General features: G+C 32.6%; 28 protein-coding genes. 16 read left to right on the top strand and 12 right to left on the bottom strand.

The annotated features are described in order from the left end of the window. Positions 1-6: 6 nt before the first annotated feature. Entirely contained in the window at positions 7-3,129 is a 3,123-nt protein-coding gene (ccsA, locus tag RMO70_RS14495) for a cytochrome c biogenesis protein CcsA (protein ID WP_310557157.1), read from the bottom strand. Between the two features lie 146 nt (positions 3,130-3,275). Next, positions 3,276-3,725 carry a hypothetical protein gene (locus RMO70_RS14500; protein WP_310557158.1) on the bottom strand — a complete coding sequence of 150 codons (450 nt, stop codon included), beginning with the start codon at positions 3,723-3,725 and terminating at the stop codon, positions 3,276-3,278. A 272-nt stretch (positions 3,726-3,997) separates the two neighbouring features. Between RMO70_RS14500 and RMO70_RS14505 the strand changes: the two genes are divergently transcribed. The 7 genes from RMO70_RS14505 (at position 3,998) to RMO70_RS14535 (ending at position 10,170) form a co-directional block, all read left to right on the top strand. Further along, entirely contained in the window at positions 3,998-4,759 is a 762-nt protein-coding gene (locus RMO70_RS14505; protein WP_310557159.1) for a DUF2520 domain-containing protein, read from the top strand. Beyond that, a complete protein-coding gene (locus tag RMO70_RS14510) occupies positions 4,743-5,270 on the top strand; it encodes an HAD-IIIA family hydrolase (RefSeq protein WP_310557160.1) in 528 nt (175 codons plus the stop codon). Before RMO70_RS14505 ends, RMO70_RS14510 begins: the two co-directional genes overlap by 17 nt. Before the next feature lie 141 nt (positions 5,271-5,411). Next, complete coding sequence (locus tag RMO70_RS14515; protein WP_310557161.1) at positions 5,412-6,335, top strand: geranylgeranylglycerol-phosphate geranylgeranyltransferase; 924 nt, start codon at positions 5,412-5,414, stop codon at positions 6,333-6,335. After that, positions 6,325-6,906 carry a Maf-like protein gene (locus RMO70_RS14520; RefSeq protein WP_310557162.1) on the top strand — a complete coding sequence of 194 codons (582 nt, stop codon included), beginning with the start codon at positions 6,325-6,327 and terminating at the stop codon, positions 6,904-6,906. Before RMO70_RS14515 ends, RMO70_RS14520 begins: the two co-directional genes overlap by 11 nt. Before the next feature lie 97 nt (positions 6,907-7,003). Then, a complete protein-coding gene (locus tag RMO70_RS14525; protein ID WP_310557163.1) occupies positions 7,004-7,534 on the top strand; it encodes a hypothetical protein in 531 nt (176 codons plus the stop codon). A 144-nt stretch (positions 7,535-7,678) separates the two neighbouring features. Beyond that, positions 7,679-8,416 carry a tRNA pseudouridine(38-40) synthase TruA gene (gene truA, locus RMO70_RS14530; RefSeq protein ID WP_310557164.1) on the top strand — a complete coding sequence of 246 codons (738 nt, stop codon included), beginning with the start codon at positions 7,679-7,681 and terminating at the stop codon, positions 8,414-8,416. Next, positions 8,413-10,170: an ABC transporter ATP-binding protein gene (locus RMO70_RS14535; RefSeq protein WP_310557165.1), complete on the top strand. Its 1,758-nt coding sequence runs from the start codon at positions 8,413-8,415 to the stop codon at positions 10,168-10,170. Before truA ends, RMO70_RS14535 begins: the two co-directional genes overlap by 4 nt. Positions 10,171-10,255: 85 nt before the next feature. Here the strand turns inward: RMO70_RS14535 and folP are convergent, their stop codons facing one another. Next, complete coding sequence (gene folP, locus RMO70_RS14540) at positions 10,256-11,077, bottom strand: dihydropteroate synthase (protein WP_310557166.1); 822 nt, start codon at positions 11,075-11,077, stop codon at positions 10,256-10,258. Positions 11,078-11,166: 89 nt separating this feature from the next. On the opposite strand from folP, the gene RMO70_RS14545 reads away from it, so the two are divergent. From RMO70_RS14545 to RMO70_RS14575, 7 genes are all read left to right on the top strand, one after another. Beyond that, complete coding sequence (locus RMO70_RS14545; RefSeq protein WP_310557167.1) at positions 11,167-11,706, top strand: DUF1599 domain-containing protein; 540 nt, start codon at positions 11,167-11,169, stop codon at positions 11,704-11,706. A 104-nt stretch (positions 11,707-11,810) separates the two neighbouring features. Beyond that, complete coding sequence (locus RMO70_RS14550; protein ID WP_310557168.1) at positions 11,811-12,047, top strand: four helix bundle protein; 237 nt, start codon at positions 11,811-11,813, stop codon at positions 12,045-12,047. A 240-nt stretch (positions 12,048-12,287) separates the two neighbouring features. Then, positions 12,288-13,385, top strand: coding sequence for a BT_3928 family protein (locus tag RMO70_RS14555; protein WP_310557169.1), 1,098 nt, complete (start codon positions 12,288-12,290; stop codon positions 13,383-13,385). 72 nt (positions 13,386-13,457) lie between these two features. Continuing rightward, positions 13,458-13,955: a TlpA disulfide reductase family protein gene (locus RMO70_RS14560; RefSeq protein ID WP_310557170.1), complete on the top strand. Its 498-nt coding sequence runs from the start codon at positions 13,458-13,460 to the stop codon at positions 13,953-13,955. Continuing rightward, entirely contained in the window at positions 13,955-14,704 is a 750-nt protein-coding gene (gene tpiA / locus RMO70_RS14565; RefSeq protein ID WP_310557171.1) for a triose-phosphate isomerase, read from the top strand. Before RMO70_RS14560 ends, tpiA begins: the two co-directional genes overlap by 1 nt. A 48-nt stretch (positions 14,705-14,752) precedes the next feature. Continuing rightward, complete coding sequence (locus tag RMO70_RS14570) at positions 14,753-15,262, top strand: GNAT family N-acetyltransferase (protein WP_310557172.1); 510 nt, start codon at positions 14,753-14,755, stop codon at positions 15,260-15,262. 47 nt (positions 15,263-15,309) lie between these two features. Beyond that, positions 15,310-15,987, top strand: coding sequence for an SDR family NAD(P)-dependent oxidoreductase (locus RMO70_RS14575; RefSeq protein WP_310557173.1), 678 nt, complete (start codon positions 15,310-15,312; stop codon positions 15,985-15,987). A gap of 43 nt (positions 15,988-16,030) precedes the next feature. Here the strand turns inward: RMO70_RS14575 and RMO70_RS14580 are convergent, their stop codons facing one another. The 9 genes from RMO70_RS14580 to RMO70_RS14620 all read right to left on the bottom strand — a co-directional run bounded on the left by RMO70_RS14580 (position 16,031) and on the right by RMO70_RS14620 (position 21,280). After that, complete coding sequence (locus RMO70_RS14580; protein ID WP_310557174.1) at positions 16,031-16,204, bottom strand: hypothetical protein; 174 nt, start codon at positions 16,202-16,204, stop codon at positions 16,031-16,033. Between the two features lies 1 nt (position 16,205). After that, the gene (gene ftsY, locus RMO70_RS14585) at positions 16,206-17,159 is read right to left on the bottom strand and encodes a signal recognition particle-docking protein FtsY (RefSeq protein ID WP_310557175.1); all 954 of its coding nucleotides are present in this window, start codon (positions 17,157-17,159) and stop codon (positions 16,206-16,208) included. Between the two features lie 295 nt (positions 17,160-17,454). Beyond that, positions 17,455-17,607, bottom strand: coding sequence for a DUF4295 domain-containing protein (locus tag RMO70_RS14590; RefSeq protein ID WP_310557176.1), 153 nt, complete (start codon positions 17,605-17,607; stop codon positions 17,455-17,457). 8 nt (positions 17,608-17,615) lie between these two features. Continuing rightward, positions 17,616-17,798 carry a 50S ribosomal protein L33 gene (rpmG, locus tag RMO70_RS14595; protein WP_011963553.1) on the bottom strand — a complete coding sequence of 61 codons (183 nt, stop codon included), beginning with the start codon at positions 17,796-17,798 and terminating at the stop codon, positions 17,616-17,618. Positions 17,799-17,824: 26 nt separating this feature from the next. After that, on the bottom strand, positions 17,825-18,061 hold the full coding sequence (gene rpmB, locus RMO70_RS14600; RefSeq protein ID WP_135526203.1) for a 50S ribosomal protein L28: 237 nt from the start codon (positions 18,059-18,061) through the stop codon (positions 17,825-17,827). 74 nt (positions 18,062-18,135) lie between these two features. Next, entirely contained in the window at positions 18,136-19,386 is a 1,251-nt protein-coding gene (locus RMO70_RS14605) for a CinA family nicotinamide mononucleotide deamidase-related protein (protein WP_310557177.1), read from the bottom strand. A 72-nt stretch (positions 19,387-19,458) separates the two neighbouring features. Further along, positions 19,459-19,803 (bottom strand): Hpt domain-containing protein, encoded by a 345-nt coding sequence (locus RMO70_RS14610; protein ID WP_310557178.1) that lies wholly within the window; start codon positions 19,801-19,803, stop codon positions 19,459-19,461. Beyond that, on the bottom strand, positions 19,804-20,415 hold the full coding sequence (locus tag RMO70_RS14615; protein WP_310557179.1) for a fumarylacetoacetate hydrolase family protein: 612 nt from the start codon (positions 20,413-20,415) through the stop codon (positions 19,804-19,806). A gap of 91 nt (positions 20,416-20,506) precedes the next feature. Then, entirely contained in the window at positions 20,507-21,280 is a 774-nt protein-coding gene (locus tag RMO70_RS14620) for a 3'-5' exonuclease (RefSeq protein WP_310557180.1), read from the bottom strand. 251 nt (positions 21,281-21,531) lie between these two features. Here RMO70_RS14620 and RMO70_RS14625 point away from each other — a divergent pair, with 251 nt between their 5' ends. After that, positions 21,532-22,596, top strand: a complete 1,065-nt coding sequence (locus RMO70_RS14625; protein ID WP_310557181.1) for a tyrosine-type recombinase/integrase — start codon at positions 21,532-21,534, stop codon at positions 22,594-22,596. A gap of 399 nt (positions 22,597-22,995) precedes the next feature. Continuing rightward, positions 22,996-23,700: a hypothetical protein gene (locus tag RMO70_RS14630; RefSeq protein ID WP_310557182.1), complete on the top strand. Its 705-nt coding sequence runs from the start codon at positions 22,996-22,998 to the stop codon at positions 23,698-23,700. Positions 23,701-23,848: the final 148 nt, after the last annotated feature.

Below are 23,848 nucleotides of genomic sequence, written 5' to 3' on the forward strand. Positions count from 1 at the left end.
TTTAAATTATTTATTAAACATTCTGTTTCTAATATATACAATGATAGAAAACACCATAAAAACTATAAATACCTGCAAATAAATCATTACATTTTGTTTCTCACCAGAAGCATACGAATGTAAACCGCTCAAGTGAAAATTCACTCCAAAATAGGTCATTAATACGGAAGCAAAAGCCAAAACACTCATAAAATTGTAAGCAAACTTTCCACGTAAAGCAGGTACAAATCGAGCGTGAATAACAAATGCATAGACCATAATACTGATTAATGCCCACGTTTCTTTTGGATCCCAACCCCAATAACGCCCCCAACTTTCGTTTGCCCATTGTCCGCCTAAAAAGTTACCAATGGTCAACATTATTAGTCCAACTGTCAAAGCCAATTCGTTAATATATGTGATTTCCTTGATGTTTAAATCCATTTTTTCTTTATTGCTTTTGGATGTAAAAAGCATCAACAACATTGCAACAATTCCTAAAATAGCAGCCAATGCAAGTGGTCCATAACTTCCTACAATAACCGCTACGTGAATCATCAACCAATAGGAATCTAAAACTGGAACCAGATTAGCAATGGCTGGATCAGTCCAACTTAGATGCGCTACCCATAAAATCATTGCGGCTACAAATGCTGTTGAAGCTACTGTTAATTGTGATTTTCTTCCAAAAGCCAACCCGAAAAACACAATCGACCAACCTACATAAATCATAGATTCATAAGCATTACTCCAAGGAGCGTGTCCAGAAATGTACCAACGAGCCACTAATCCTAAAGTGTGCAAAACAAATAATAATCCTATAATAATGTGAAACGTTTTAACCGAATATCGAATGAATTTTCCGTTATTAAAAATGTTGATAATTACAAAAAGAAACATCATAATTCCTGCTAACATATAGTAAGAATACAATTTTTTAAACACATCAAATTTATTATACAAAATTTCTGAGTCAATTTTTTGATCAGATGGTCTGACTTCGTAACCGTATTTTTTTTGATATTTTTCTATTCCAACAATCAAACTATTGGCCAATTTATAATCTTTAGACTTTTGAACTTTGTCCAATGAATTCAAATAAAAAGGCAAAATATTTTTTACTGTATCCAAAGCAGATTTTGTAGGTTGATTGATTTCGAGATAGGAAACCCACTTGTTATTCTTGTCATAGGGTTTTGGGAAAATTTTCAAAATTTGTCCGCTTAAAGCCGAATACAAGAGGTTTACTTTTTTATCAACATCGATAAAATCTTTTTGAAACTGATTTGGAACGGGCTCTTTATAAGCTTCGTCCAATTGTTTTTTGAGTTTATAATTGCCTCTTTCGTCAAAGAAATTGATTAACGATGCTTTGTTTTCCTTCGCATCAATACCAATTAATTTTCTGATGCTATCGTTTCCTCTGTTTAAAGAAATCAAAGGCACTTCATACCAAACTTGTGGAAACTGTGTCATTGAAATAAAGGCTTGATCGGCATTCATTTTAGCATAAGTGTCGCTTTTACTCACTTTTCGTAGCAATTCTGATGCAAAAGTATTAATGGGCTTCATTCGTCCGCCATCGTCTTGAATGACCAATCGACCAAATTTAGCAGCGTGTTCTTTGGAAACCATAAATTTGGTAAGCAAAGAATCTACTTGGTTGACATTTGGTTTTTGATGTGCGTGGTTTTGAGAAAATCCTGCAAGAGTAAAGAAAAACAATAAAATTGTAATTAAACTTGCTTTTTTTGCTCGAACATTGTCTAATTTTCTTTTCAAATCAGCGAAACGAGAATATTTGGTAAACAGAATGGCCATCATTGCAAAATAGAGTAAAAAATATCCAATATACGTAATCCAAGTGCCCCAGAAATCGTGATTTACGGATAATTTTGTTCCTTTTTCGTCTTCGTCAAACGAAGCTTGAAAAAATCGAAATCCTTTATGGTCTAGTACATTATTCATAAAAATTCTAGCATCGAAAGGTTTTGTGTCTTGGACAGTGACTTGACTTTCAAACGCTGCATAGCTTTTTTCGGTTCCAGGATATTTCGTCGCAATAAACTTGTTGAGTTTAATCTTGAAAGGTAATTCATAAACTTTGCTTCCGTAAAAAACAGTGAATTCTAAATCGCCTTGCTTAAAAATTTGTGGCTCGCCTAATTGTCCTTTTGATCCAACTAAGGTTACCGTTTGCTCTCTTCCTTGATTTTTGACTTTCAAAATCAAAGCATCGTCAGTAGTTTTGTCTTTGTAATCACCATTCGACTTGTAGGTTTTGGTTCCTTTGATTGCCATTTCTGGAAAAACAAATTGTGTTCCGCCTAGATTGTATAATGATCGCATCATTAAAACTTCGGTTTTGTCTTTATTGACTTTTCCTTGAAACTTGTCTGCCATTCGCATAAAACTACCATCAAATGGTGTTTGGATGGAATACATATCGTTACGAACAGTAATATTTATAGCGCCTTTGGTAAATTTGTTTAAAGCAAAAAGCACATTGTGAATATTTTGCACTTCACCTTCTTTTAGGAAATGTTCGTGTCGAGTTCCTTCACCAGCTTCGACCAATTTTAGGTACAAAATTCCGTTATCGTCTTTTTTGATAGTTTCGGTAGCACCCATAATAAAATCGACAAACGAAACTTCAAAAGGAATTTCGTTGAATTTTTTATTAATAGTGAAATTATTATTCACTGCTGGGGAAAGCAACAATGGATTTTCGAAAGTACGGCGACGCATTTCGCCTTCATATTGTCCGTCAACATACATCGTGAGGTACGTTTTATCTGAAAAAACTTGTTTCTCCGAAGCGCCTTCGCGAATAGGCATCATTCCTTCGTAGCTAATATATCGAGTAATGACAGCACCTATCAAAATAAAAATAAAAGACAAATGGAGCAACAATGTAGCCCATTTTTCTTTTTTGTACAATTGATATCTTTGAATATTCCCAAAGAAATTAATCAAGAAAAAAACGTGAATGGCTTCAAACCACCAAGCATTGTAAATTATGATTCGAGCTGTATCGGTATTATAAGCATCTTCAATAAAAGTTCCCGCAGCCATTGCACCAGCATAAGTAAGAAACAAAACGGCCATTAATCGGGTTGAAAATAGAAAGGAGAATATCTTTTTTTCCATTGTGGAATTTAAATTATTTTGGTTGTGCAAAAATACTGTTTTTAACCTATTTTTTGGTATTCCATTTGTGTTAAATAAAACTTAAGGGCACAAAAAAACAGCTTGCAAAAAATTACAAGCTGTTTAAATAAAATAAAAGTCGTTAATTATCTATTAAATAATTTATCTATTTGTTCCATACTTAATAAATCAGAAACGCCTGTACTAAAAGAAACTTTGTTTGATGTCATAAACTGAACACTTACCTTTTGTTGTATGTTTTTTGTAAAATGCAACCAAACATAATCGTACGGTAATTCTAATTTAATATCCTGAAGTGGCGTTGCAAAGAAACCATTAGTTATTACTGTATATAAGTTTTCGTAATCTTTATCAATATCACGGAAACTAAAACTTCTAAAAGATGTTAATTCTTTATTTTCAATATTTTTATAAAAAAAGGTGTATTCGTCTCCTGATTTTTGTACATAAAGATCATTTTCTCCATTAGATCCAACTTTTCCTAGCTTCTCTAAACGCTTTACTTCCATCACTTTAATTTGACTAAATGCATAAAAGTTTACAAACAAGATCGCTACTGCAATGATTTTTTTCATAGTTAATTGTGTTTTTTGGGGTTTACTTTATTTATAAATTTTAAAAATTATATTTAAACAAACATAATAAAAAAAAAATTATCTAGTTTGAATTAATTTTAATTCTTTATTAACAAATTAAAAATAAATTAATTAAGCTTCATTTTTCCCCATAAAGGCTACACAAAAAAGTATACTTCATTGCTGAAAGAATACAAATTTTAAATTACAAGTTGTGCATACGAATCTGTAGAACATAAATTTTCTAATCTTTTTTTTATTATTTTTACAAAATGATTAAAGTTGTAATTATAGGGTCAGGAAATGTAGCCCATCATTTAATAAAAGCTTTCACTAAAAGCAATACTATTGAAATCATTCAAGTTCTTGCCAGACAAAAAGAAAGCATCTCTCACCTACTCGATTCTAATAAAATTACAGATAACACAAACGATTTAGTAGAAGCCGATTTATATATTATTGCAGTGTCTGACAATGCCATTGCAGAAGTTTCCTCACAATTGAATTTTCAAAATAAATTGGTCGTTCATACCTCTGGAAGTATTGCTATGATGGATTTAGATAGTAAAAACAGAAAAGGTGTTTTCTATCCGTTGCAAACTTTTTCTAAAAACAAAGAAGTTGATTTTCATCAGATTCCCATTGGTATAGAAACACAAAATGATGATGATCATCAACTTTTAGAAACTATAGCAAAATCAATATCTGATAAGGTTTTTAACATCAATTCGCAACAACGAAAGGGGTTGCACGTGGCAGCAGTATTTGTGAATAATTTTGTCAATTATTTATACAAAATTGGTAACGATATTTGTGTAGAGAACAATATTCCTTTTGACATTTTGAAACCTTTAATTCAAGAAACTGCATCAAAAATTGAATCGCTTTCGCCAAATGACGCTCAAACTGGTCCAGCAAAACGAAACGATACACAAACTATCAACACACATTTGAATTTTCTTTCGGACGAAAATCAGAAGGAAATTTATAAATTATTAACAAAATCAATTATTGATAATGGCAAAAAGCTATAAAGAAATTATGAACGACATCACCACTTTTATTTTTGATGTCGATGGTGTTTTGACCGACGGAACAGTTCACGTGTCACAAACTGGCGAAATGCTACGAGAAATGCACATTCGTGATGGTTTTGCAATGAAAGCTGCTTTAGAATCTGGTTACAATGTGTGTATTATTTCTGGCGGAAGCAATGAAGGTGTTCGCATCCGATTGCGGAATTTAGGCATCACTGATATTCATTTGGCTGCTCCAAACAAAGTCGAAACTTTCAAGGAATATATAGAACTATATAACATAAAACCGGAACAAGTTTTGTATATGGGTGACGATATTCCAGATTACCACGTGATGCAACTGGTTGGTTTGCCTACTTGCCCACAAGATGCTGCACCAGAAATCAAAGGCATTTCTAATTATATTTCTCATATCAATGGTGGAAAAGGTGCTGTTCGTGATGTGATTGAACAAGTAATGAAAGTACAAGGAAAATGGAATACTTATTTTGACGGAAAGTTTGATTAGTGGTCGGTATTCAGTGGTAAGTTTGTTGATAATAATGTAGATAAGTCTACTTAATCCAGCTGTCAGACCTCTAATTACTGAACACTAACCACTGATCACCGATCACTGAATACTGAATACTGAATACTGAATACTAAAAATATGAAATACCTAAAACTCATTCGCTACCAAAACCTGCTACTCCTTGCTTTTATGCAACTCATTTTCTGTTTTGGTTTTTTAAAATTAGAAAAAATAGACCTAGCACTTGCCAATTGGCAATATTTTTTATTGGTTTTATCGACTGTTTGCATTGCGGCTGGCGGTTATATTATCAACAACATAATGGATCAAGATTCCGATTTAGAAAACAAACCTAAAGATGTTGTGGTTGGAAAATCCATTTCAGAAACTATGGCTTACAACTTGTATATTGGATTCACATTAACTGGAGTTTGCATTGGTTTTTATTTGTCTAATGTAATAATAAGACCAAGCTTTTTGTTAGTTTTTATACTTCCATCAGCATTGCTTTATATTTATGCTACAAGTTTAAAACAAGTACTAATTGTGGGAAATGTTGTAGTAGCCACAATGTTGTCGTTAAGCATTATAATCATTGGATTATTTATGATATTTCCAGCCACAGCTGACGACAATAGAACACAAATGCGTATTGTTTTTTCTGTGTTAATAGATTATGCGATTATTACCTTTATCATCAACTTTATTCGAGAAATAGTTAAGGATTTAGAGGATATTAAAGGAGATTACAAACAAGGTATGAAAACACTTCCAATTGTTTTGGGCGAATCCAAAACCACCAAATTAGTTTTTGCATTGAGCTTTGTTCCTATATTTTGTATTCTATATTACGTTTATAACTATTTGTTCCAGTTGCAATATGCTACAGTATATATTTTAGCATTTATTATTGGACCTCTACTTTATTTTTCAATCAAAATAGGGTCTGCAAAAACCAAAAAAGAGTATACCCATTTGAGTAATGTTCTGAAATTGGTTGTCTTTTTTGGTATTATTTCTATAACGATAATTGCCTTAAATAAAATGTATTATGTTGCATAAGAAATTAAAAAACATCAAAATAATTCTCGCATCAGGATCACCAAGAAGACAAGAATTTTTCAGAAATTTAGATTTAGATTTCGAAATTCGTCTGAAAGAGATTGAAGAAATTTTTCCAGAAACACTACAATCCTTAGAAATTACAGATTATTTAGCCCAACTAAAAGCTGCCGCATTTGATGGTGAATTGCTCGAAAACGAATTGCTAATCACAAGCGACACACTAGTTTGGCTTAATGGAAAAGCGTTGGGGAAACCAACAAAATATGACGATGCCTTCCAAATGCTTCAAGAATTGTCCAATCAAACCCACGAAGTAATCACATCGGTTTGTTTTAAAACCAAATACAAAACAGAGATTATTAACGATACTACCAAAGTTACTTTTGGAGAATTATCAGATGAATCTATAAAATATTATTTGGATAATTACAAACCATTTGACAAAGCAGGAAGTTACGGAATTCAAGAATGGATTGGTCTTGTAGGGATTGTAAACATTGATGGTTCTTATACCAATGTGGTGGGTTTACCAACAGAAAAAGTATATCGCTATTTGTTAAATTTTTAACGAACTGATAATAATTAATAGTTTTTGGCACAGTTATTGAAAATTGATAAATAACAAACAAATTATTTTAGAAATTATCAATTTAACACCCAGAATTATGAAAAATTTAAAATTTATTTTAGCCGCATTTATAGTGTTTCTTTCACTAGAATCTTCTGCCCAAGTGTCAATCAATTTAAACATTGGTGGAAGACCAGATTGGTGCAATAATTACGAGGAAGATGTACAATATGTGTATATGCCAGAAATAGAATGTTACTACGATGTTCGTTCTTCTGTATATATTTACTTGGGTGGAAACGGTTGGATACGCTCAAGAAGTTTACCAGAATATTGTCATAATTACGATATGAATCGTGGATACAGGGTCGTTTTGGATTACAGAGGTCGTTCGCCTTATGCCCATTTTGATAACCACCGCACAAGATATTACCGTGATAATCACAGAAATTATAGAGAAGAATATTATGGACACAATCACAACAGAAGAAGCAATCACGTAGCCGTAGTTTATAATGACAAACACCACTACAAACACAATAACAAACACCGTGATGACGATGATGACGATGACAGAAGAGGTAAAAACCACGGAAACGGTCACGATCGTGGATACGGAAAAAGATAATACTTACTTAATTCTAAAATTCAGAGGACATTAGTTCTCTGTTTTTTTTTAGCTTAAATCCTATAAGGTTTCAAAAACCTTGTAAGCATTATTAAAACTTAAAGTCAATTTCCTTTATCTTTGTAAAAAATTATTTTTTTAGTTTTGAGATATTTCATTCAATTTGCATACAACGGAACGCACTATCACGGTTGGCAATACCAACCCAATGCCACTTCGGTTCAAGAAACTTTGAACAAAGTTTTCTCCACATTGCTACACCAAGAAATTGACATTATGGGAGCAGGAAGAACCGATACAGGTGTTCACGCTTCACAAATGTTTGGACATTTTGATACCGATATTATTATTGACAATGCAAAATTTATCCACAAAGCCAATTCTTTTTTACCAAATGATATTGTTATTTACGATATAATTCCCGTTCACAATAATGCTCACGCCAGATTCGATGCTACTTCAAGAACCTACCAATATCATATTTCGACCTACAAAAATGCATTCAATTCCGAACTCTCTTGGTATGCCACCAAAGATTTAGATTTGGAAGCAATGAACGAAGCGGCCAAATTATTATTGGATTTTACCGATTTTCAGTGTTTTTCAAAAGTAAATACCGATGTAAATACTTTTAACTGTAAAATAACAGAAGCGATTTGGACAAAAGAAAAAGAAAGCTTAATTTTCAAGATTACTGCCGATAGATTTCTCCGAAATATGGTTCGAGCCATCGTGGGAACATTAGTAAATATAGGTTTACACAAAATTACAAAACAAGATTTTATACAAATTATTGAAGATAGAAATCGGGAAAACGCAGGTTTTTCCGTTCCAGCAAAAGGTTTATTTCTAACCAATATTGATTATCCATACATCAAATGAAAGCATTCGATACCACTCTTTTCAAGAGAATTTTAGAATATACCAAACCATACAAAACCCGCTATTACAGTGTGATTGTTTGGGCAATTTTACTATCTGTTTTTGCAGCACTTCGCCCTTTTTTATTAAAAAACACAGTTGATAGCTACATTCGCACCAAAGACGAACAAGGTTTATTACTCTATGTTGTTATTATTGGAGTAGTACTTCTATTGGAGGTTTTATCGCAGTTTTACTTTGTTTTTTGGGCAAATTGGCTCGGTCAAGACATCATTAAAGACATAAGAATAAAACTTTTTAAACATATGACCAGTTTCAAAATGAGTTATTTTGACCACGAACCTGTTGGAAAATTAGTGACTCGTTCGGTTTCTGATATTGAATCTATTGCTCGAATTTTCAGTCAAGGTTTGTTTATGATTATTAGTGATTTGCTCAAAATGGTTGTCGTTCTAGGATTTATGCTTTATATGAACTGGAAATTAACGATGATTGTCATCGCAGCAATGCCCATATTAATTTATGCCACACGCGTTTTTCAGAAAAAAATGCAAGGTGCTTTTGAAGAAGTACGAAACCAAATTGCCAATATGAACACGTTTGTGCAAGAACGTGTTACAGGAATGAAAATCGTACAACTTTTTACTCGTGAAACTATTGAACTCGAAAAATTTAAAGAAATAAATAACAAACATCGAGTAGCTTGGGTAAAAAACGTTTGGTACAACTCCATCTTTTTTCCCATTGCCGATATCATTTCATCGTTAACACTAAGTTGTATTGTTTGGTATGGAGGCATCCATATTCTTAACGGCGACGGATTAACAAGTTTCGGAGATTTATTTGCCTACACAATGTACATTGCTATTTTCTTTACCCCATTGCGCCAAATTGCAGATAAATTTAACGAAATGCAAATGGGGATGATTGCTGCCAATCGTGTGTTTGAAGTTTTGGACACCAACAGTCATATTCAAGACAAAGGCAAGCAAATTGCACCTAATTTTAAAGGAAAAATAGATTTCAATAATGTGACTTTTGGCTACAAAGCCGATGAAGATGTGCTTAAAGGTATTAATCTATCTGTAAAAGAAGGTGAAATGGTCGCCATTGTTGGTGCAACTGGAGCTGGTAAATCAACCATAATTAATTTATTGAATCGTTTCTACGAAATAAAATCAGGTACTATTTCTATTGACAATCAGGATATTACCAATTACGAGTTGGATAGCCTTCGAGTTCAAATTGCTGTGGTTTTACAAGATGTTTTTCTATTTGCTGATACCATTCATAACAACATTACTTTAAACAATGAATCCATTTCAAGAGAAACCGTAATTAAAGCGGCAAAAGAAATTGGCGCTCACGATTTTATAATGAGTTTACCTGGCGGATTCGATTATAATGTGAAAGAACGAGGCAATATGCTGTCTTCAGGACAACGCCAATTGATTGCTTTCTTGAGAGCTTATGTCAGCAAACCAAGTATTTTAATATTGGACGAAGCCACTTCATCGATAGATAATTATTTGGAAGAATTAATCCAAAAAGCAACGGATACAATTACTAAAAACAGAACTTCTATTGTCATTGCACACCGATTAACAACGGTTATAAACGCTGACAAAATTGTAGTTCTAGACAAAGGAATTGTGGTCGAAAAAGGAACGCATCATCAATTGCTACAAAAAGATAATGGATATTACAGAAAATTGTACGATTCTCAGTTTGTAACGCACGAAGAAGAAATTTAGTTTCAATAATGTCAAGCTGAGCTTGTCGAAGCCCTTTTCATAAAAATACACAATTCGACAAGCTCAGTGTGACAAACCATAGAATTTATAACATTCTATCATACAACTTCACACATTCCACCGCTTCTTTCACATCGTGAACACGCAAAATATTGATACCTTTCGTCAATGCAATTGTGTTTAAAACTGAAGTGCCATTCAATGCATTTTCGGCATTCGTCTCTAATGTTTTATAAATCATCGATTTACGAGAAATACCAGCTAAAATAGGCAATTCAAGTATTTGAAACAATTCCAATTTATTTAATAATTCAAAATTTTGTTCAATCGTTTTTGCAAAACCAAAACCTGGATCTACAATCAAATCGTTGATTCCGAAACTTCTGGCTTTTGCTACTTTCTCAGAAAAATAAAACAAAACATCTTTGAGCAAATCATCATAATTAGTCAATTTTTGCATTGTTTGTGGTGTGCCACGCAAATGCATCATAATATAAGGAACTTGGAGTTTGGCAACCGTTTCAAACATCATTTCATCCAAACTTCCAGCAGAAATATCATTGATTATCGCAGCACCATTTTCAATACAAATTTGAGCTACTTTGCTGTTAAAAGTATCTATCGAAAGAATCGTTTCTGGGAATTGTTTCAGAATTACATCTACGACCGAAACTATTCTTTTCAATTCTTCCTCCACAGTTACAATTTCTGCATTGGGTTTACTCGATTGTGCTCCAATGTCAATAAAAGTAGCACCATCAGTCAACATTTTTTCCACTTGAAGTAAAAGACTTTTTTCAGATGCAAACTTTCCGCCATCGTAGAAAGAATCTGGTGTGACGTTCAAAATTCCCATTACTTTGGGTGTGGATAAATCGATAAGTTGTCCTTTACAGTTGATTGTCATTTTTAAATTGAAATTGTTGTTGCTAATGCTATTGAAATTGCTCAAAAAGTTTTATTTTTGAGCAAATTTGATACAAATATAATTTAATAATGACCAATACTTCACAACAATACGATTCTATAATCAAAATTTGTAGAGATTTATATTCCAAAAAAATGAAAGATTACGGTGCTGCTTGGCGTATTTTGCGTTTGCCATCATTAACTGACCAAATATTTATCAAGGCGCAACGCATTCGAAGTTTACAAGAAAACGAAATCCGAAAAGTTGATGAAGATGAAAAATCGGAGTTTATTGGCATCATCAACTATTCAATAATGGCTCTGATTCAGTTGGACAAAGGCGTGGCGACACAACCTGACTTGAGTACTGAAGAAGCTGTCCAATTATATGATGAAAAAGTGCAACTCACTAAAGAATTAATGGAAAACAAAAATCACGATTATGGAGAAGCTTGGCGTGATATGCGTGTGAGTTCATTGACTGATTTGATTTTGCAAAAAATTCTGCGTGTCAAACAAATTGAAGATAATAAAGGAAAAACTTTAGTTTCGGAAGGAATTGATGCTAATTATCAAGATATGATTAATTATGCAGTTTTTGCTTTAATTTTAATGGAAAAAAATTAAATTTAAATTCTAAAAATCAAAAGACAAATTACAAATAAATTCAAAATTTTAATTTTCAAAATTCAAAACCAAAACGATTAATATAAGCCGATAAAAATAAAAAAATGAGCCAAAAAATTTATGATTTAGAAGAAAGAACTTTAGAATTTGCAAAGAATGTCAGATTATTATTGAAGAGAATGCCAAAAACGATAATTAATATTGAAGATGGTAAGCAAGTGGTTCGTTCTTCAGGTTCTGTGGGTGCAAATTATATTGAAGCGAATGAATCTTTGAGTAAAAAAGATTTTTGTTACCGAATTAAAATATGCAGAAAAAAAGCCAAAGAAAGTAATTATTGATTGACATTGTTGCTAACAACCAATCCCGAATTTGAAAAAGAGTTCGAAATTTTAAAACAAGAAGCAACAGAACTTAAAAAAATTCTGTCTTCCATACTAGAAAAATCAACCTAAGAAAACACCAATAAAACTTGAAAATCAAAAGTTTTGTCTTTTGAAATTTAAAAAAATTGGAATTTATTTGGAATTTGTCTTTTGCTATTTGGAATTTAAAAAAATTAGAATTTAAAATAAACTATTATGAAATACCTAGTTCACTTTTCACGCCTTTTCGTCGGAATATTATTCATCATCTCAGGATTAATCAAGTTAAACGATCCTGTTGGTTTTTCGTATAAATTAGACGAATATTTTGGACAACCTGTTTTTGATATGCCTTTTTTATTACCATTCACGCTAGCTTTGGCTTTGTTTGTGGTAATTCTAGAAGTAGTATTAGGTGTAATGCTTTTAGTAGGTTACAAAGTGAAATTCACGGTTTGGAGTTTACTTTTGCTTATCTTATTTTTCACATTTCTAACTTTTTATTCAGCCTATTTTAATGTAGTGAAAGACTGTGGTTGTTTTGGAGATGCTTTAAAATTAACACCTTGGCAATCGTTTACCAAAGACATTGTGTTATTATTTTTTATCTTGATTTTATTCTTCGGACAAAAACACATTACAACATTATTTAGTCAAAAATTTGCAATGATAGTTTCTGTTTTAGGACTTGTAGCCTCTTGCTTTTTAGGATATTATGTGTTAAATCATTTGCCGGTAATCGATTTTAGAGCTTTTGCCGTTGGAAAAAACATTCAAAAAGGAATGGAATATCCTGCTGGAGCGCAAAAATCAGTGTACGAAATGATATTTGTGTATAACGTAAACGGTGTCAACAAAGAATTTTCAGACAAACAATTGATGAATCTTCCAGAAGGTGCCAATTTCGTGGAAAGAAAAGACAAATTAATAACTGAAGGATACGTTCCTCCTATTCACGATTTCACGTTAGAAAAAGACGGAACCGATTATGTTTCCGAAATATTAAACGAAGAAAAAATGATGTTTTTAGTTATGTATAATCTAGAAAAATCAAATCCAGAAGGTTTATCCAAAATGGAAGCTTTCCACCAAAAAGCAAAATCAAAAGGATACAAAGTAATTGCACTTTCTGCTTCGGACAAAACTGCCATTGAAAAAGTTAAAAAAGAAAATAAAATGACTTTTGATTTCTATTTTTGTGATGCCACTACTTTAAAAACTATTGAAAGAAGCAATCCAAGCATTGTGGTTTTACAAAAAGGAACTATAAAGCAAAAGGCACATTTTAATGATATTGAGAAATTGAAATTGTAAAAAGTGATCAGTACTGAGTGTTCAGCAATTGAAACTTTATTTTGAATCTATAAAAACTTAAATAATAAAAAAATGAAAAAATTACTGTGTATTTTATCTGCTGTTATTTTGAATGTTTCGTGTTCCAATGCTCAAAAAACAGAATTTTCCAAAGAAGCCTTGTCTGAAAAATTAACTGCAACCGATGGAAGTCAAGTTGTATTTCAAGATATTTTAAAAAAGTATGAGGGAAAAACATTGGTGATTGAAGCTTGGGCTTCATGGTGCAGTGATTGCGTGAAAAATATTCCCAAACTAAAAGAGTTACAAGCCAACAACCCTGATGTTACCTACTTGTTCCTTTCGATGGATAAAACCTCGGAGAAATGGTTGGAAGGAATCAAAAAACACGAATTAAGTGGCGACCATTTTTTGGTAAAAGATGGTATGAAAGGTACCTTTGGGAAAGCTATCGATTTGGATTGGATTCCACGATATATTATTGTGGACAAAACTGGAAAAATTGTTTTGTATCGCGCCATTGAAACCGATTTTGAAAAAATAAATAACACTTTAAAAAGTATCCAATAATGAGAACTAAAATAGTGGCTGGCAACTGGAAAATGAACAAAAATGCTGAACAAACCGAAGATTTAATCAACGAATTGATAGATAAATTACCAACTGATACAGATGTTAAAGTGATTATTGCCCCAACATTTGTAAACTTGGCTTCTGCTGTCGATCATACGGAATTTACCAATATTCGTGTCGCTGCACAAAATATGCATCAGGCGGAAGGTGGCGCTTTTACTGGCGAAATTTCGGTAGATATGCTGAAAAGCATTGGCGTAAATACTGTTATTTTAGGACATTCGGAACGTCGTGCTTATTTTCACGAAAGTGATGCCTTGATTGCCAACAAAGTGGAAACCGCTTTGAAACACGAAATGACGGTTATATTCTGCTTTGGTGAAGAATTAAAAGATAGAACAACCAACAGCCATTTTAATATTGTGGAAGGACAATTGCGTGACGGATTATTCAATCTTCCAGAAAGTGCTTGGGCAAATATTGTCTTGGCTTACGAACCGGTTTGGGCCATTGGAACTGGCGAAACTGCAAGTCCAGAACAAGCGCAAGAAATGCATCAATTTATTCGTGAAACTGTTAGAAAACAATATGGAAATATTGCTGATGATGTTTCCATTTTATATGGAGGAAGCGTAAAACCAGACAATGCACAAGAAATTTTCTCGAAATCAGATGTTGATGGCGGGTTGATAGGCGGTGCTGCTTTGAATGCAGAAGATTTTGTGGCGATTGTAAATGCTATATAAAATCCTATCTAGTTTGTTTTAAATAAAAGATAGACGTTATAAATAATTATGATTTCAAAAGCAAATTTAGAAGATATTTCGGGACTAAATAGTTTAATAAATTCTGCTTACAGAGGTGAAACTTCTAAAATAGGCTGGACAACAGAGGCTAATATTCTAGAAGGAATTAGAACCTCTGAAAAAGAGCTATTAGAAATCATTCAAGAACCAAATACTTCTATTTTTAAGTTTGTAGAAAATCAAAAAACAATTGGTTGTGTATTACTTGTAAAAAAAGAGAATAAACTATATTTAGGAATGCTTACCGTTTCACCCGAATTACAAAATAGTGGCATTGGCAAAAAATTATTAAAATTTGCTGAAGATTATGCTTTTGAATTAAGCTTATCAAAAATAGTGATGACCGTAATTTCTGTTCGAGAAGAACTTATCGCTTGGTATAAACGCCACGGTTATCTGGATACTGGAAAAAGAGAACCTTTCCCTATGGATAATCCTGAATTTGGATTACCGAAGCAAAAGCTGGAATTTATCGTTTTACAAAAATTGATTCCATAATCGTATTGTTGTATACTATTATTACCAAAAAAAAAGTAAAAGAAAAAATGGAATCTAATACCAAAATCGCACTTATAACAGGTGCAAATTCAGGAATAGGAAATGCTTTAGTCGAAAAACTAATTGCAGAGAATTATTTTGTAATTGGAACTTCAAGAAATGGAAAAATTGAAAATATTAATTCTGAAAACCTATTTGTTGTAGCATTAGATTTGACAAATCAAAAATCTATTGAAAATGCAAACTCAATAATTAGAACTAAATTCAAAGGAATTGATATTTTAATAAATAATGCCGGAATTGCACCCGATTTAGACAAAACTGCACCCGATTTAGAAAGTTTAAGATCAACTTTTGAAACTAATGTTTTTGGTCTTGTGAATTTTACTGAAACTATTTTGGATTTTGTAAATAAAAACGGAAAAATTTTAAATATTTCTTCAATTATGGCAACCTTGAACACTGTTTCTAAAATTGATTCAACAGCATATAGAATGTCAAAATCTGCATTAAATATGTATACAAAAACTTTATCTGCAAGATTAAAAGATAGAAATATAAATGTAAATTCAATTCACCCAGGCTGGGTAAAGACAAAATTATCTACAGAAGGCGCACCATTATCAACAGAGTTTTCTGCAAACGGAATATTTAAATTAATAGAAACCGAAATGGAAACGGGAACATTTTGGAACGCTGAGTTACAAGAAAAAATGTTGTGGTAGAAAACAGAATATACAACAGCTTTTTTTTTAGGTAATGCAAAACCTATTCCTTTTTTTTAACATACTTCACCAAAGCCAAAATATACAAAAAAAGTGCCGCAAAAAGGCAACCCATTTCAAAACCTAAATTTTCTTTGGCAGTTCGTGCTAAAAGCATAAGAGCTGTTCCAAACAAAAACAAATGCAACGGCTTGAGATTATTGTAATATTCCTTCATTTTATTTAAAGAATGAATCAACAAATTCATATTTATTAAACACTTGTAAATCGTCAATACCTTCACCCACTCCAATATACTTCACTGGAATTTGAAACTGATCAGAAATTCCTATAACAACTCCACCTTTAGCAGTTCCGTCCAGTTTTGTAACTGCAAGGCAAGTCACTTCGGTAGCTGCAGTAAATTGTTTGGCTTGTTCGAAAGCATTTTGACCTGTTGATCCATCAAGAACCAGCATTACATCGTGTGGCGCATCTGGAATTACTTTTTCCATTACTCGTTTTATCTTGGTCAATTCGTTCATTAAACCCACTTTGTTGTGCAAACGACCTGCTGTATCAATAATTACCACATCGGCATTTTGTGCTACTGCACTTTGTAGCGTATCGAATGCTACGGATGCTGGATCACTTCCCATTTGCTGTTTTACAATAGGCACTCCTACTCTATCGGCCCAAATTTGCAATTGATCAATAGCTGCAGCTCTAAAAGTATCACCTGCTCCGAGGACTACTTTGAATCCAGCTTTTTTGAATTGATTGGCAAGTTTACCAATGGTAGTGGTTTTCCCAACACCATTGACACCTACAACCATCATTACATACGGTTTTTTGTTGGCTGGAATATCAAATTCGGTAGCTTCGCCTCTATTGGTTTCGGATAAAAGTCCAGCAATTTCTTCCCGAAGTATTTTATTGAGTTCGTCTGTTCCTAGGTATTTATCCTCAGCAACTCGTGCTTCAATTCGCTTAATTATTTTTAGGGTAGTATCGACACCCACATCCGAAGACACGAGTACTTCTTCTAAATTATCAAGAACATCATCATCTACTTTAGATTTTCCGGCAACAACTTTGGTTAGTTTTGAAAAGAAAGAAGTACTTGATTTTTCTAGACCTTTGTCTAGATTTTCCTTCTTATCGGAAGAGAATAATTTTTTAAAAAAACTCATGTGATTTAGGAATTACGAATTACGAATTACGAATTTTTAGATTCGAATTGTAAATCTTAGCTATTTTAATATTTTTAAAATTATAAACATAATAGAAATCAAAAATATTCGTTAAGCCCTGATGGAAGCAATATCCTTTTTCTCACTTTGTTTTCGGGAGAAAAGATTTAGCGTACAGCAGAAAATGGTTTGTTAAAATGCCCGAATATTTTGCTCTTAAAAAATTTTACTTGCAAATATAAAATAAAAAAGCTACTTCCGAAAGAAAGTAGCTTTAGTATATTGTTGTATTTGATTATTTCTTTTTCAAGAATGTATCTACCTCTTCTGGAGTCATAATAGACTCAACAAAAGTGTATGCACCAGTTTTAGGAGATCTTACCATTTTAATTGCTTTTGATAATCTCTTAGAAGCTGTTTGTAAAGTTGCTACGGTTTTCTTTGCCATGACTTATATTATTTAATTTCTTTATGAACAGTTACTCTTTTCAATACTGGATTGAATTTTTTAATCTCCAAACGATCTGGAGTATTTTTTTTGTTTTTAGTTGTAATGTAACGTGAAGTTCCAGCTACGCCAGAAGCTTTATGCTCTGTACATTCTAAAATTACTTGGATTCTGTTGCCTTTCTTTGCCATCTTGCTATATAGTTTTTAGGACCAGATTATTTGATAAATCCTTCTGTCTGCGCTTTTTTCAAAACTGCAGAAATTCCATTTTTATTAATCGTTTTAATTGTAGAAGCTGCTACTCTTAAAGTAATCCATCTATCTTCTTCAGGAAGGTAAAAACGTTTTTTGATCAAGTTTACAGAGAATTTTCTCTTTGTCTTGTTCATTGCGTGAGAAACGTTATTTCCTACCATCGCTCTTTTACCAGTAAGGTCACAAACTCTTGACATTATCTTATGTTTTATCGTTATTCAAAATTCAGAGTGCAAAATAACAAAAAATAAATGATTGTCGCAAATTAAATTTAATAGTTTTTTAAAATTTCTTTATAAATTATTTCCAATCCTTTGTTTACGGTTCTGTCGATGACTTTTTCTCGAGGTTGCCCAAAATTAAATTCTTCAGAAAAAACGCCTTTTGGAGTTGCTATTGCGATAAAAACAGTTCCAATTTCCGCATCAGCATCGCCTTTGTTTGGACCTGCATTTCCGGTGGTTGCAATAGCAAAATCGGTTTTAAAGATTTCTTGTGCTTTCAAGGCCATTTCTTCTACCACAGCTGCACTTACTACTGAATGTTGATTGATTAAGTCTTGCGAAACGCCCAAAACATCGATTTTAGCTTCGGTTGCATAACTAACCACACTTCCTTTAAAATAGTTTGATGACCCTGAAACCGAAGTTATTTTGGAAGCTATTTTTCCGCCTGTACAACTTTCAGCAGTGGCAATCGTTAGTGTTTTTTCTGTCAACAATCGCCCTAAAACAACTTCGATGGTTTCGTCTTCTTCAAAGCCAACTAAGCAATCTGAAATTAAGGGTTGTAATTTTTCTATTTGTATTTTCAATTCGTTTTGCAACAACTCTTCCTCTTTTCCGCGGGCTGTCAATCGCAAACGAACTCGCCCTGGACTTGGCAAATAAGCTAATTTAATCATTTCGGGTAAGTTGTCTTCCCAATTTTCTATTCTTTCAGCTAATAAACTTTCTCCAACACCATACGTTAAAAGGGTTTTATGAATAATGAATGGTCTTTCAAATTTGGCTATCAATTTAGGAATTACCTCATTTTTCATTAAATATTTCATCTCATACGGCACACCTGGTAACGATATAAAAACGGTATTTTCTTTTTGCATCCACATTCCTGGAGCAGTTCCCAATTGATTGAAAAGGACTTCGCATTTTGAAGGAACAAGTGCTTGGTCTTTATTGAGTTGGGTAATTGGTCGTTTGAAATAGTGCTCGATTAACTGTGTTACGTGATCTAAAACTTTGCTGTCTGAAACTAATTCATCTTCAAAATATTCGCACAATGTTTTTTTAGTAATATCGTCTTTGGTCGGCCCTAATCCACCCGTAATAATGACAATGTCGACTTTATTTTGAAGTGACGAAAGTGTTTTTAGAATATGGTTTTTATCATCGGTAATGGAACGCATTTCGTAGACACTAATGCCAATTTTGTCGAGTGATTTAGCTATAATTCCTGAATTTGTATCTACAATTTGACCAATAAGAATTTCGTCACCTACGGTTACTATAGTTGCTTTCATTGAAATATTAGATTATTTATATTCGATTTCAGATTTAAAATCCAGCTAATTGCTGTTTACATTTTAACATACTTATAAGCTGAAATCTTTTTTGACTTCTGACAAAGCAGCATCTACTCTTCTGGAGAGACTTTTAAAAACTTCTTCAATTTCTTTTTTCTTGCCTAAGTTTTTTGTCCATTGCTCAATTTGAAGAATTTCTTCATAGGCATTTTCTAAGCCCAATAAATCAAGCGTGGGTTTGGTTTTGTGAGCAAAACTGTACACTTGACTGTGATTTTTTTCTTTGATACCTTCTTTAATTTGTTGTAAATCCTCGGGTACTTCAGTCACAAAAAGATTGAGTATTTGTAATACAAACTCTTTGTCGTCATCTGAAATTGCATAAACTTTTGCTAAATTGTAGTGTATTGCCATTTATTTTACTTGTATTCTGAATAATTTATTTCCTTCTAAAAAACCTTCTAAAACATCGTCAGGATTTACTTTTGCAACTCCCGAAGGTGTTCCTGTAAAAATAATATCTCCAATTTTTAATGTGAAATATTGAGAAACATAACTAATTAGTTCATCAATCTTCCACAACATTTCATTGGCATTTCCTATTTGTACTGTTTTACCATTATTGGTTAGTTCAAATTTAACATTTTCTAATGAATTGAACGTATTTTTTTGTAAAAATTCTCCAATTACTGCAGATCCATCAAATGCTTTTGCTTTTTCCCAAGGCAAACCTTTTTCTTTCAACTTTTGTTGTAAATCACGGGCTGTAAAATCGATTCCGACACTTATTTCATCATAATATTTATGTGCAAATTTTGTATCAATATATTTGCCTACTTTATTGATTCTTACAATAAGTTCAATTTCGTGGTGTATATCATTTGAAAATTCAGGAATAACAAAAGGATGTTGCTTTAATAAAACTGCCGAATCTGGCTTTAAGAAAACCACTGGTTCTGTTGGGCGATCGTTTTGTAACTCGTTAATATGGTCAGAATAGTTGCGACCTATGCAGATTATTTTCATTTTTTTTGAGTTGGAAGTTGGAAGTTGGAAGTTGGAAGTTGGAAGTTGGAAGATTAAAATATTGTAACTTTATACTTCCTGCCTCTAACTTCTAACTTTTAGTATTTAACTTTCTTAACTTAATTGCTGTTAAAACTTTTTTGGTATATAATGGGAAATCCGCATTTTGAATCCAACTGAAATAACCTGGTTCAGCCTCTAATACTTTATCAACTTTAGTCCCTTTGTGTTTCCCGAAGGTAAAAACCTCTTCATTGTCTTTGTCAAAAGCTATCATTCCTGCAAAATCAGCAATTTTTTTACGGGTTGTGAACTCTGAAAGTGATTTCATATCATTTTCTAATTCTGGATATCTATCGAGTTGAGCTTTTAAGATTTCATAAGTTGCCATCGTGTCCGCTTCGGCAGAATGGGCATTTTCTAAAGATTTTCCAGTGTAAAATTTTAGTGCTGCGCCTAAGGTACGTTCTTCCATTTTATGAAAAACGGTTTGTACATCGACAGAAACTCTACCTTTCATATCAAAATCAACTCCTGCACGCAATAATTCTTCGGCTAATAACGGAATATCAAACCTATCGGAATTAAATCCTGCCAAATCTGAATCTTTTATCATATTATAAACTTGCGAAGCCAATTCGTTGAAGGTGGGTTCGTTGGCTACTTTTTCGTCAGTAATTCCGTGTACTGCTGTAGTTTGTGCTGGAATTGGTATTGTGGGATTGACTAACCACGTTTTACTTTCTTTATTACCGTTTGGGAAAACTTTAAATATTGAAATTTCTACAATTCGATCTTTTCCAATGTCGATTCCTGTGGTTTCTAGATCGAAAAAGCAGATTGGTTTATTGAGTTTTAGTTCCATTTAGTTTGTTTGTGTTGTTACAAATGTAAAATTTAAAACACAGATTTCACCAATTTATTTTATATTTTTTTGAATACAGATACCATAGATTTCAATGATTTTTTTGCGATTTAAAAAAGTGAATTTAAGGTAAATAATTCTGCACCAGTATAATGTGAATTCTGGAGTGGAATTGGTTTATTTTAAAAAAAATATAAGAATTTACTCTGCTGTTTTTTAATTTTTTATAACTTAGTGTTTATATATAAATTATGAGTGTTTTAATTGCGTATAAGCCCGGAATTCATAGAGAGCAAAATGTGATTTTTTTGTGTTTTGATTATGATAAAGAGACTGTAAAGGAGATTAAGAGTTGGACAGGTTGCCAGTGGAGCCAGTCGAATAGGTGCTGGTATGTTCCTGATGTTGTGGCGTATCGAATTCGTTTTGGTTTAGAAATTCCAAGTTATGAAAGTTCCTTTTTATCCAAAATTTGTATGGTCAATAGGCCTGCTTTTGGAAGATTTGTGGAGACTTTGCAACTTAAAGGATACAGTCCTAATACCTTGCGTACCTATATGAATGAATTTGGGCAATTGCTTTTTAGTTTGAAAAACAATAGTGTAAATCATTGTGATTCAGAGCGAATTCGATCCTATATGTTGTATTGCATTAATGATTTGCGACTTACAGAAAACACGCTGCATAGTAGATTGAATGCCATTAAGTTTTATTTTGAAAAGGTTTTGGGTAAAGAGAATTTTTTTATAGACATTCCGCGCCCTAAAAAACATTCACAATTACCAAAGGTTATTGCTGTAGGTGATTTGAAACGTCTTTTTGATTTGACTGCGAACCTGAAACATAACACGTTGCTGAAATTGAGTTATGGAATGGGTTTACGGGTTTCAGAGATTGTGAACTTGAAGGTTTGCGATATTGATAGTAAGACCATGCAGGTTTTTGTAGAAAGAGCTAAAGGGAAGAAAGATCGTTATGTAAATTTGCCAGAGAGCATTTTGTTGCAATTACGAGCCTATTTTGTGGAGTATAAACCGAAGGAATTTTTATTTGAGGGTCAGTATGGCGGAAAATATAGCGCTCGGAGCGCACAGCAGATTTTTAAAGATGCATTATTAAAGGCTGGAATTAGAAAATCAGTTGGAATTCATAGCTTGCGCCATAGTTTTGCAACACACTTGTTGGATAATGGCACTGATGTTCGTTTTATACAAGAGCTTTTGGGTCACAAGGATATTCGGACAACATTGTTGTACACGAATGTTTCAGATGGGAGTTTACGAAAAATAAAAAGTCCTTTGGATGATATTATGTAGGAAAAATTTATATATATTTGGATTTGAAATCAAAATCTATTTAAAAAACGCAATGCGTTTTTTAAATAGATTGTTATAAATAGCTGTAAATGAGATAACTGCGTTTTTAGCAGTTGCGTATATTTACGAGTTGTGTGCAACCTTCGAGCGACAGAAACGCAAAAGAAAATATTCTACATTAACAATATTATAATGAATCTTAATATTTTGTAACATATATTTAAATATATTATAAACTATCAAAAAACTTTATTGCACAAGCATAATATTTTTATTTTATAACTTACTTATTTTCTATCATAAGAATAAAATTATTTTGCAGTAATCGAATATTATATTGCAATATTCATTACATTTGCTATAGTACAATAATTATGTTGTGCTATAATTAAATAATATATGGCAAGTATTTCAGAGAATTCATTCGGTAAAAGATTAGAAAACGCACAAGCATTAGCAACTCATATTCAATCGTTCGGAAATTATACCGAACTTAACGCAGAGTTATCAATTGCAAACTTAAATAGTAAAATGCAAGAGTTATCTAACAATAACGCAGAAGTTGCGAGTAAACTCCAATCCTACTCTATGGTTGTTGACGCAAAACAGAAGATATTTACAAAAGAATCGAACTCAATTGCTAAAATAGTTACACCAGTTATTGCAAATGTGCGTTCAATATTCGGAAAAAACTCTAAAGAAGCGCAAAATATTGCAAATTTAGTAACTAAAATTAGAGGAATTAAAGTCGCAAAAGCATCAAGCGGCGCAACAAACGAAAATGTGAGCCAATCGGAACGTTCATATGGAACAATATTGCAAACATTTTCAGATTTAATCGTAACATTAGAAACTTTCGGCGGAAATTACTCGCCAGCGAACTCGGAATGTAGCGCATCAAACCTAAAACAGAAACGAGATATGGCAACACAAATCAACACAAACTCAATTCAAGAATTTGGACAATTGAAAATAGTTCGTGATAACCGAATTGTAAAATATGTAAACCTTTCTGCACTTTGCCAACGTTTAAAAGAAAGCGTAAAAGCTCAATATGGAACACAATCAACGGAATATAAACTCGTAAAAGGAATAAAAATCTAAAAAAAGGCTGGCACACAACAGCGGTTTGCTGCAAGTTGGGCTTTCGGGCAAACTCCAAAGTTGGTTTTGTACTTGGAAGTTCAGTCATAAATTTATACATTTGGCTTATCTAATCCCAACCTGATAGCAAGCCACGAGACGTTGTGTG

This window comes from Flavobacterium sp., from assembly GCF_031422135.1.
GTDB lineage: Bacteria > Bacteroidota > Bacteroidia > Flavobacteriales > Flavobacteriaceae > Flavobacterium.

What these genes read in the sequence shown, in the direction of transcription:
- ftsY (WP_310557175.1), bottom strand. Translation starts at nt 17,159, where the DNA reads ATGAGTTTTTTTAAAAAATTATTCTCTTCCGATAAGAAGGAAAATCTA.
- RMO70_RS14535 (WP_310557165.1), top strand. Translation starts at nt 8,413, where the DNA reads ATGAAAGCATTCGATACCACTCTTTTCAAGAGAATTTTAGAATATACC.
- RMO70_RS14515 (WP_310557161.1), top strand. Translation starts at nt 5,412, where the DNA reads ATGAAATACCTAAAACTCATTCGCTACCAAAACCTGCTACTCCTTGCT.
- RMO70_RS14580 (WP_310557174.1), bottom strand. Translation starts at nt 16,204, where the DNA reads ATGAAGGAATATTACAATAATCTCAAGCCGTTGCATTTGTTTTTGTTT.
- rpmB (WP_135526203.1), bottom strand. Translation starts at nt 18,061, where the DNA reads ATGTCAAGAGTTTGTGACCTTACTGGTAAAAGAGCGATGGTAGGAAAT.
- rpmG (WP_011963553.1), bottom strand. Translation starts at nt 17,798, where the DNA reads ATGGCAAAGAAAGGCAACAGAATCCAAGTAATTTTAGAATGTACAGAG.
- RMO70_RS14575 (WP_310557173.1), top strand. Translation starts at nt 15,310, where the DNA reads ATGGAATCTAATACCAAAATCGCACTTATAACAGGTGCAAATTCAGGA.
- RMO70_RS14605 (WP_310557177.1), bottom strand. Translation starts at nt 19,386, where the DNA reads ATGAAAGCAACTATAGTAACCGTAGGTGACGAAATTCTTATTGGTCAA.
- RMO70_RS14570 (WP_310557172.1), top strand. Translation starts at nt 14,753, where the DNA reads ATGATTTCAAAAGCAAATTTAGAAGATATTTCGGGACTAAATAGTTTA.
- RMO70_RS14550 (WP_310557168.1), top strand. Translation starts at nt 11,811, where the DNA reads ATGAGCCAAAAAATTTATGATTTAGAAGAAAGAACTTTAGAATTTGCA.
- RMO70_RS14610 (WP_310557178.1), bottom strand. Translation starts at nt 19,803, where the DNA reads ATGGCAATACACTACAATTTAGCAAAAGTTTATGCAATTTCAGATGAC.
- folP (WP_310557166.1), bottom strand. Translation starts at nt 11,077, where the DNA reads ATGACAATCAACTGTAAAGGACAACTTATCGATTTATCCACACCCAAA.
- RMO70_RS14525 (WP_310557163.1), top strand. Translation starts at nt 7,004, where the DNA reads ATGAAAAATTTAAAATTTATTTTAGCCGCATTTATAGTGTTTCTTTCA.
- RMO70_RS14560 (WP_310557170.1), top strand. Translation starts at nt 13,458, where the DNA reads ATGAAAAAATTACTGTGTATTTTATCTGCTGTTATTTTGAATGTTTCG.
- RMO70_RS14620 (WP_310557180.1), bottom strand. Translation starts at nt 21,280, where the DNA reads ATGGAACTAAAACTCAATAAACCAATCTGCTTTTTCGATCTAGAAACC.
- RMO70_RS14615 (WP_310557179.1), bottom strand. Translation starts at nt 20,415, where the DNA reads ATGAAAATAATCTGCATAGGTCGCAACTATTCTGACCATATTAACGAG.
- RMO70_RS14520 (WP_310557162.1), top strand. Translation starts at nt 6,325, where the DNA reads ATGTTGCATAAGAAATTAAAAAACATCAAAATAATTCTCGCATCAGGA.
- tpiA (WP_310557171.1), top strand. Translation starts at nt 13,955, where the DNA reads ATGAGAACTAAAATAGTGGCTGGCAACTGGAAAATGAACAAAAATGCT.
- RMO70_RS14630 (WP_310557182.1), top strand. Translation starts at nt 22,996, where the DNA reads ATGGCAAGTATTTCAGAGAATTCATTCGGTAAAAGATTAGAAAACGCA.
- RMO70_RS14510 (WP_310557160.1), top strand. Translation starts at nt 4,743, where the DNA reads ATGGCAAAAAGCTATAAAGAAATTATGAACGACATCACCACTTTTATT.
- RMO70_RS14505 (WP_310557159.1), top strand. Translation starts at nt 3,998, where the DNA reads ATGATTAAAGTTGTAATTATAGGGTCAGGAAATGTAGCCCATCATTTA.
- ccsA (WP_310557157.1), bottom strand. Translation starts at nt 3,129, where the DNA reads ATGGAAAAAAAGATATTCTCCTTTCTATTTTCAACCCGATTAATGGCC.
- RMO70_RS14555 (WP_310557169.1), top strand. Translation starts at nt 12,288, where the DNA reads ATGAAATACCTAGTTCACTTTTCACGCCTTTTCGTCGGAATATTATTC.
- RMO70_RS14500 (WP_310557158.1), bottom strand. Translation starts at nt 3,725, where the DNA reads ATGAAAAAAATCATTGCAGTAGCGATCTTGTTTGTAAACTTTTATGCA.
- RMO70_RS14625 (WP_310557181.1), top strand. Translation starts at nt 21,532, where the DNA reads ATGAGTGTTTTAATTGCGTATAAGCCCGGAATTCATAGAGAGCAAAAT.
- RMO70_RS14590 (WP_310557176.1), bottom strand. Translation starts at nt 17,607, where the DNA reads ATGGCAAAGAAAACCGTAGCAACTTTACAAACAGCTTCTAAGAGATTA.
- RMO70_RS14545 (WP_310557167.1), top strand. Translation starts at nt 11,167, where the DNA reads ATGACCAATACTTCACAACAATACGATTCTATAATCAAAATTTGTAGA.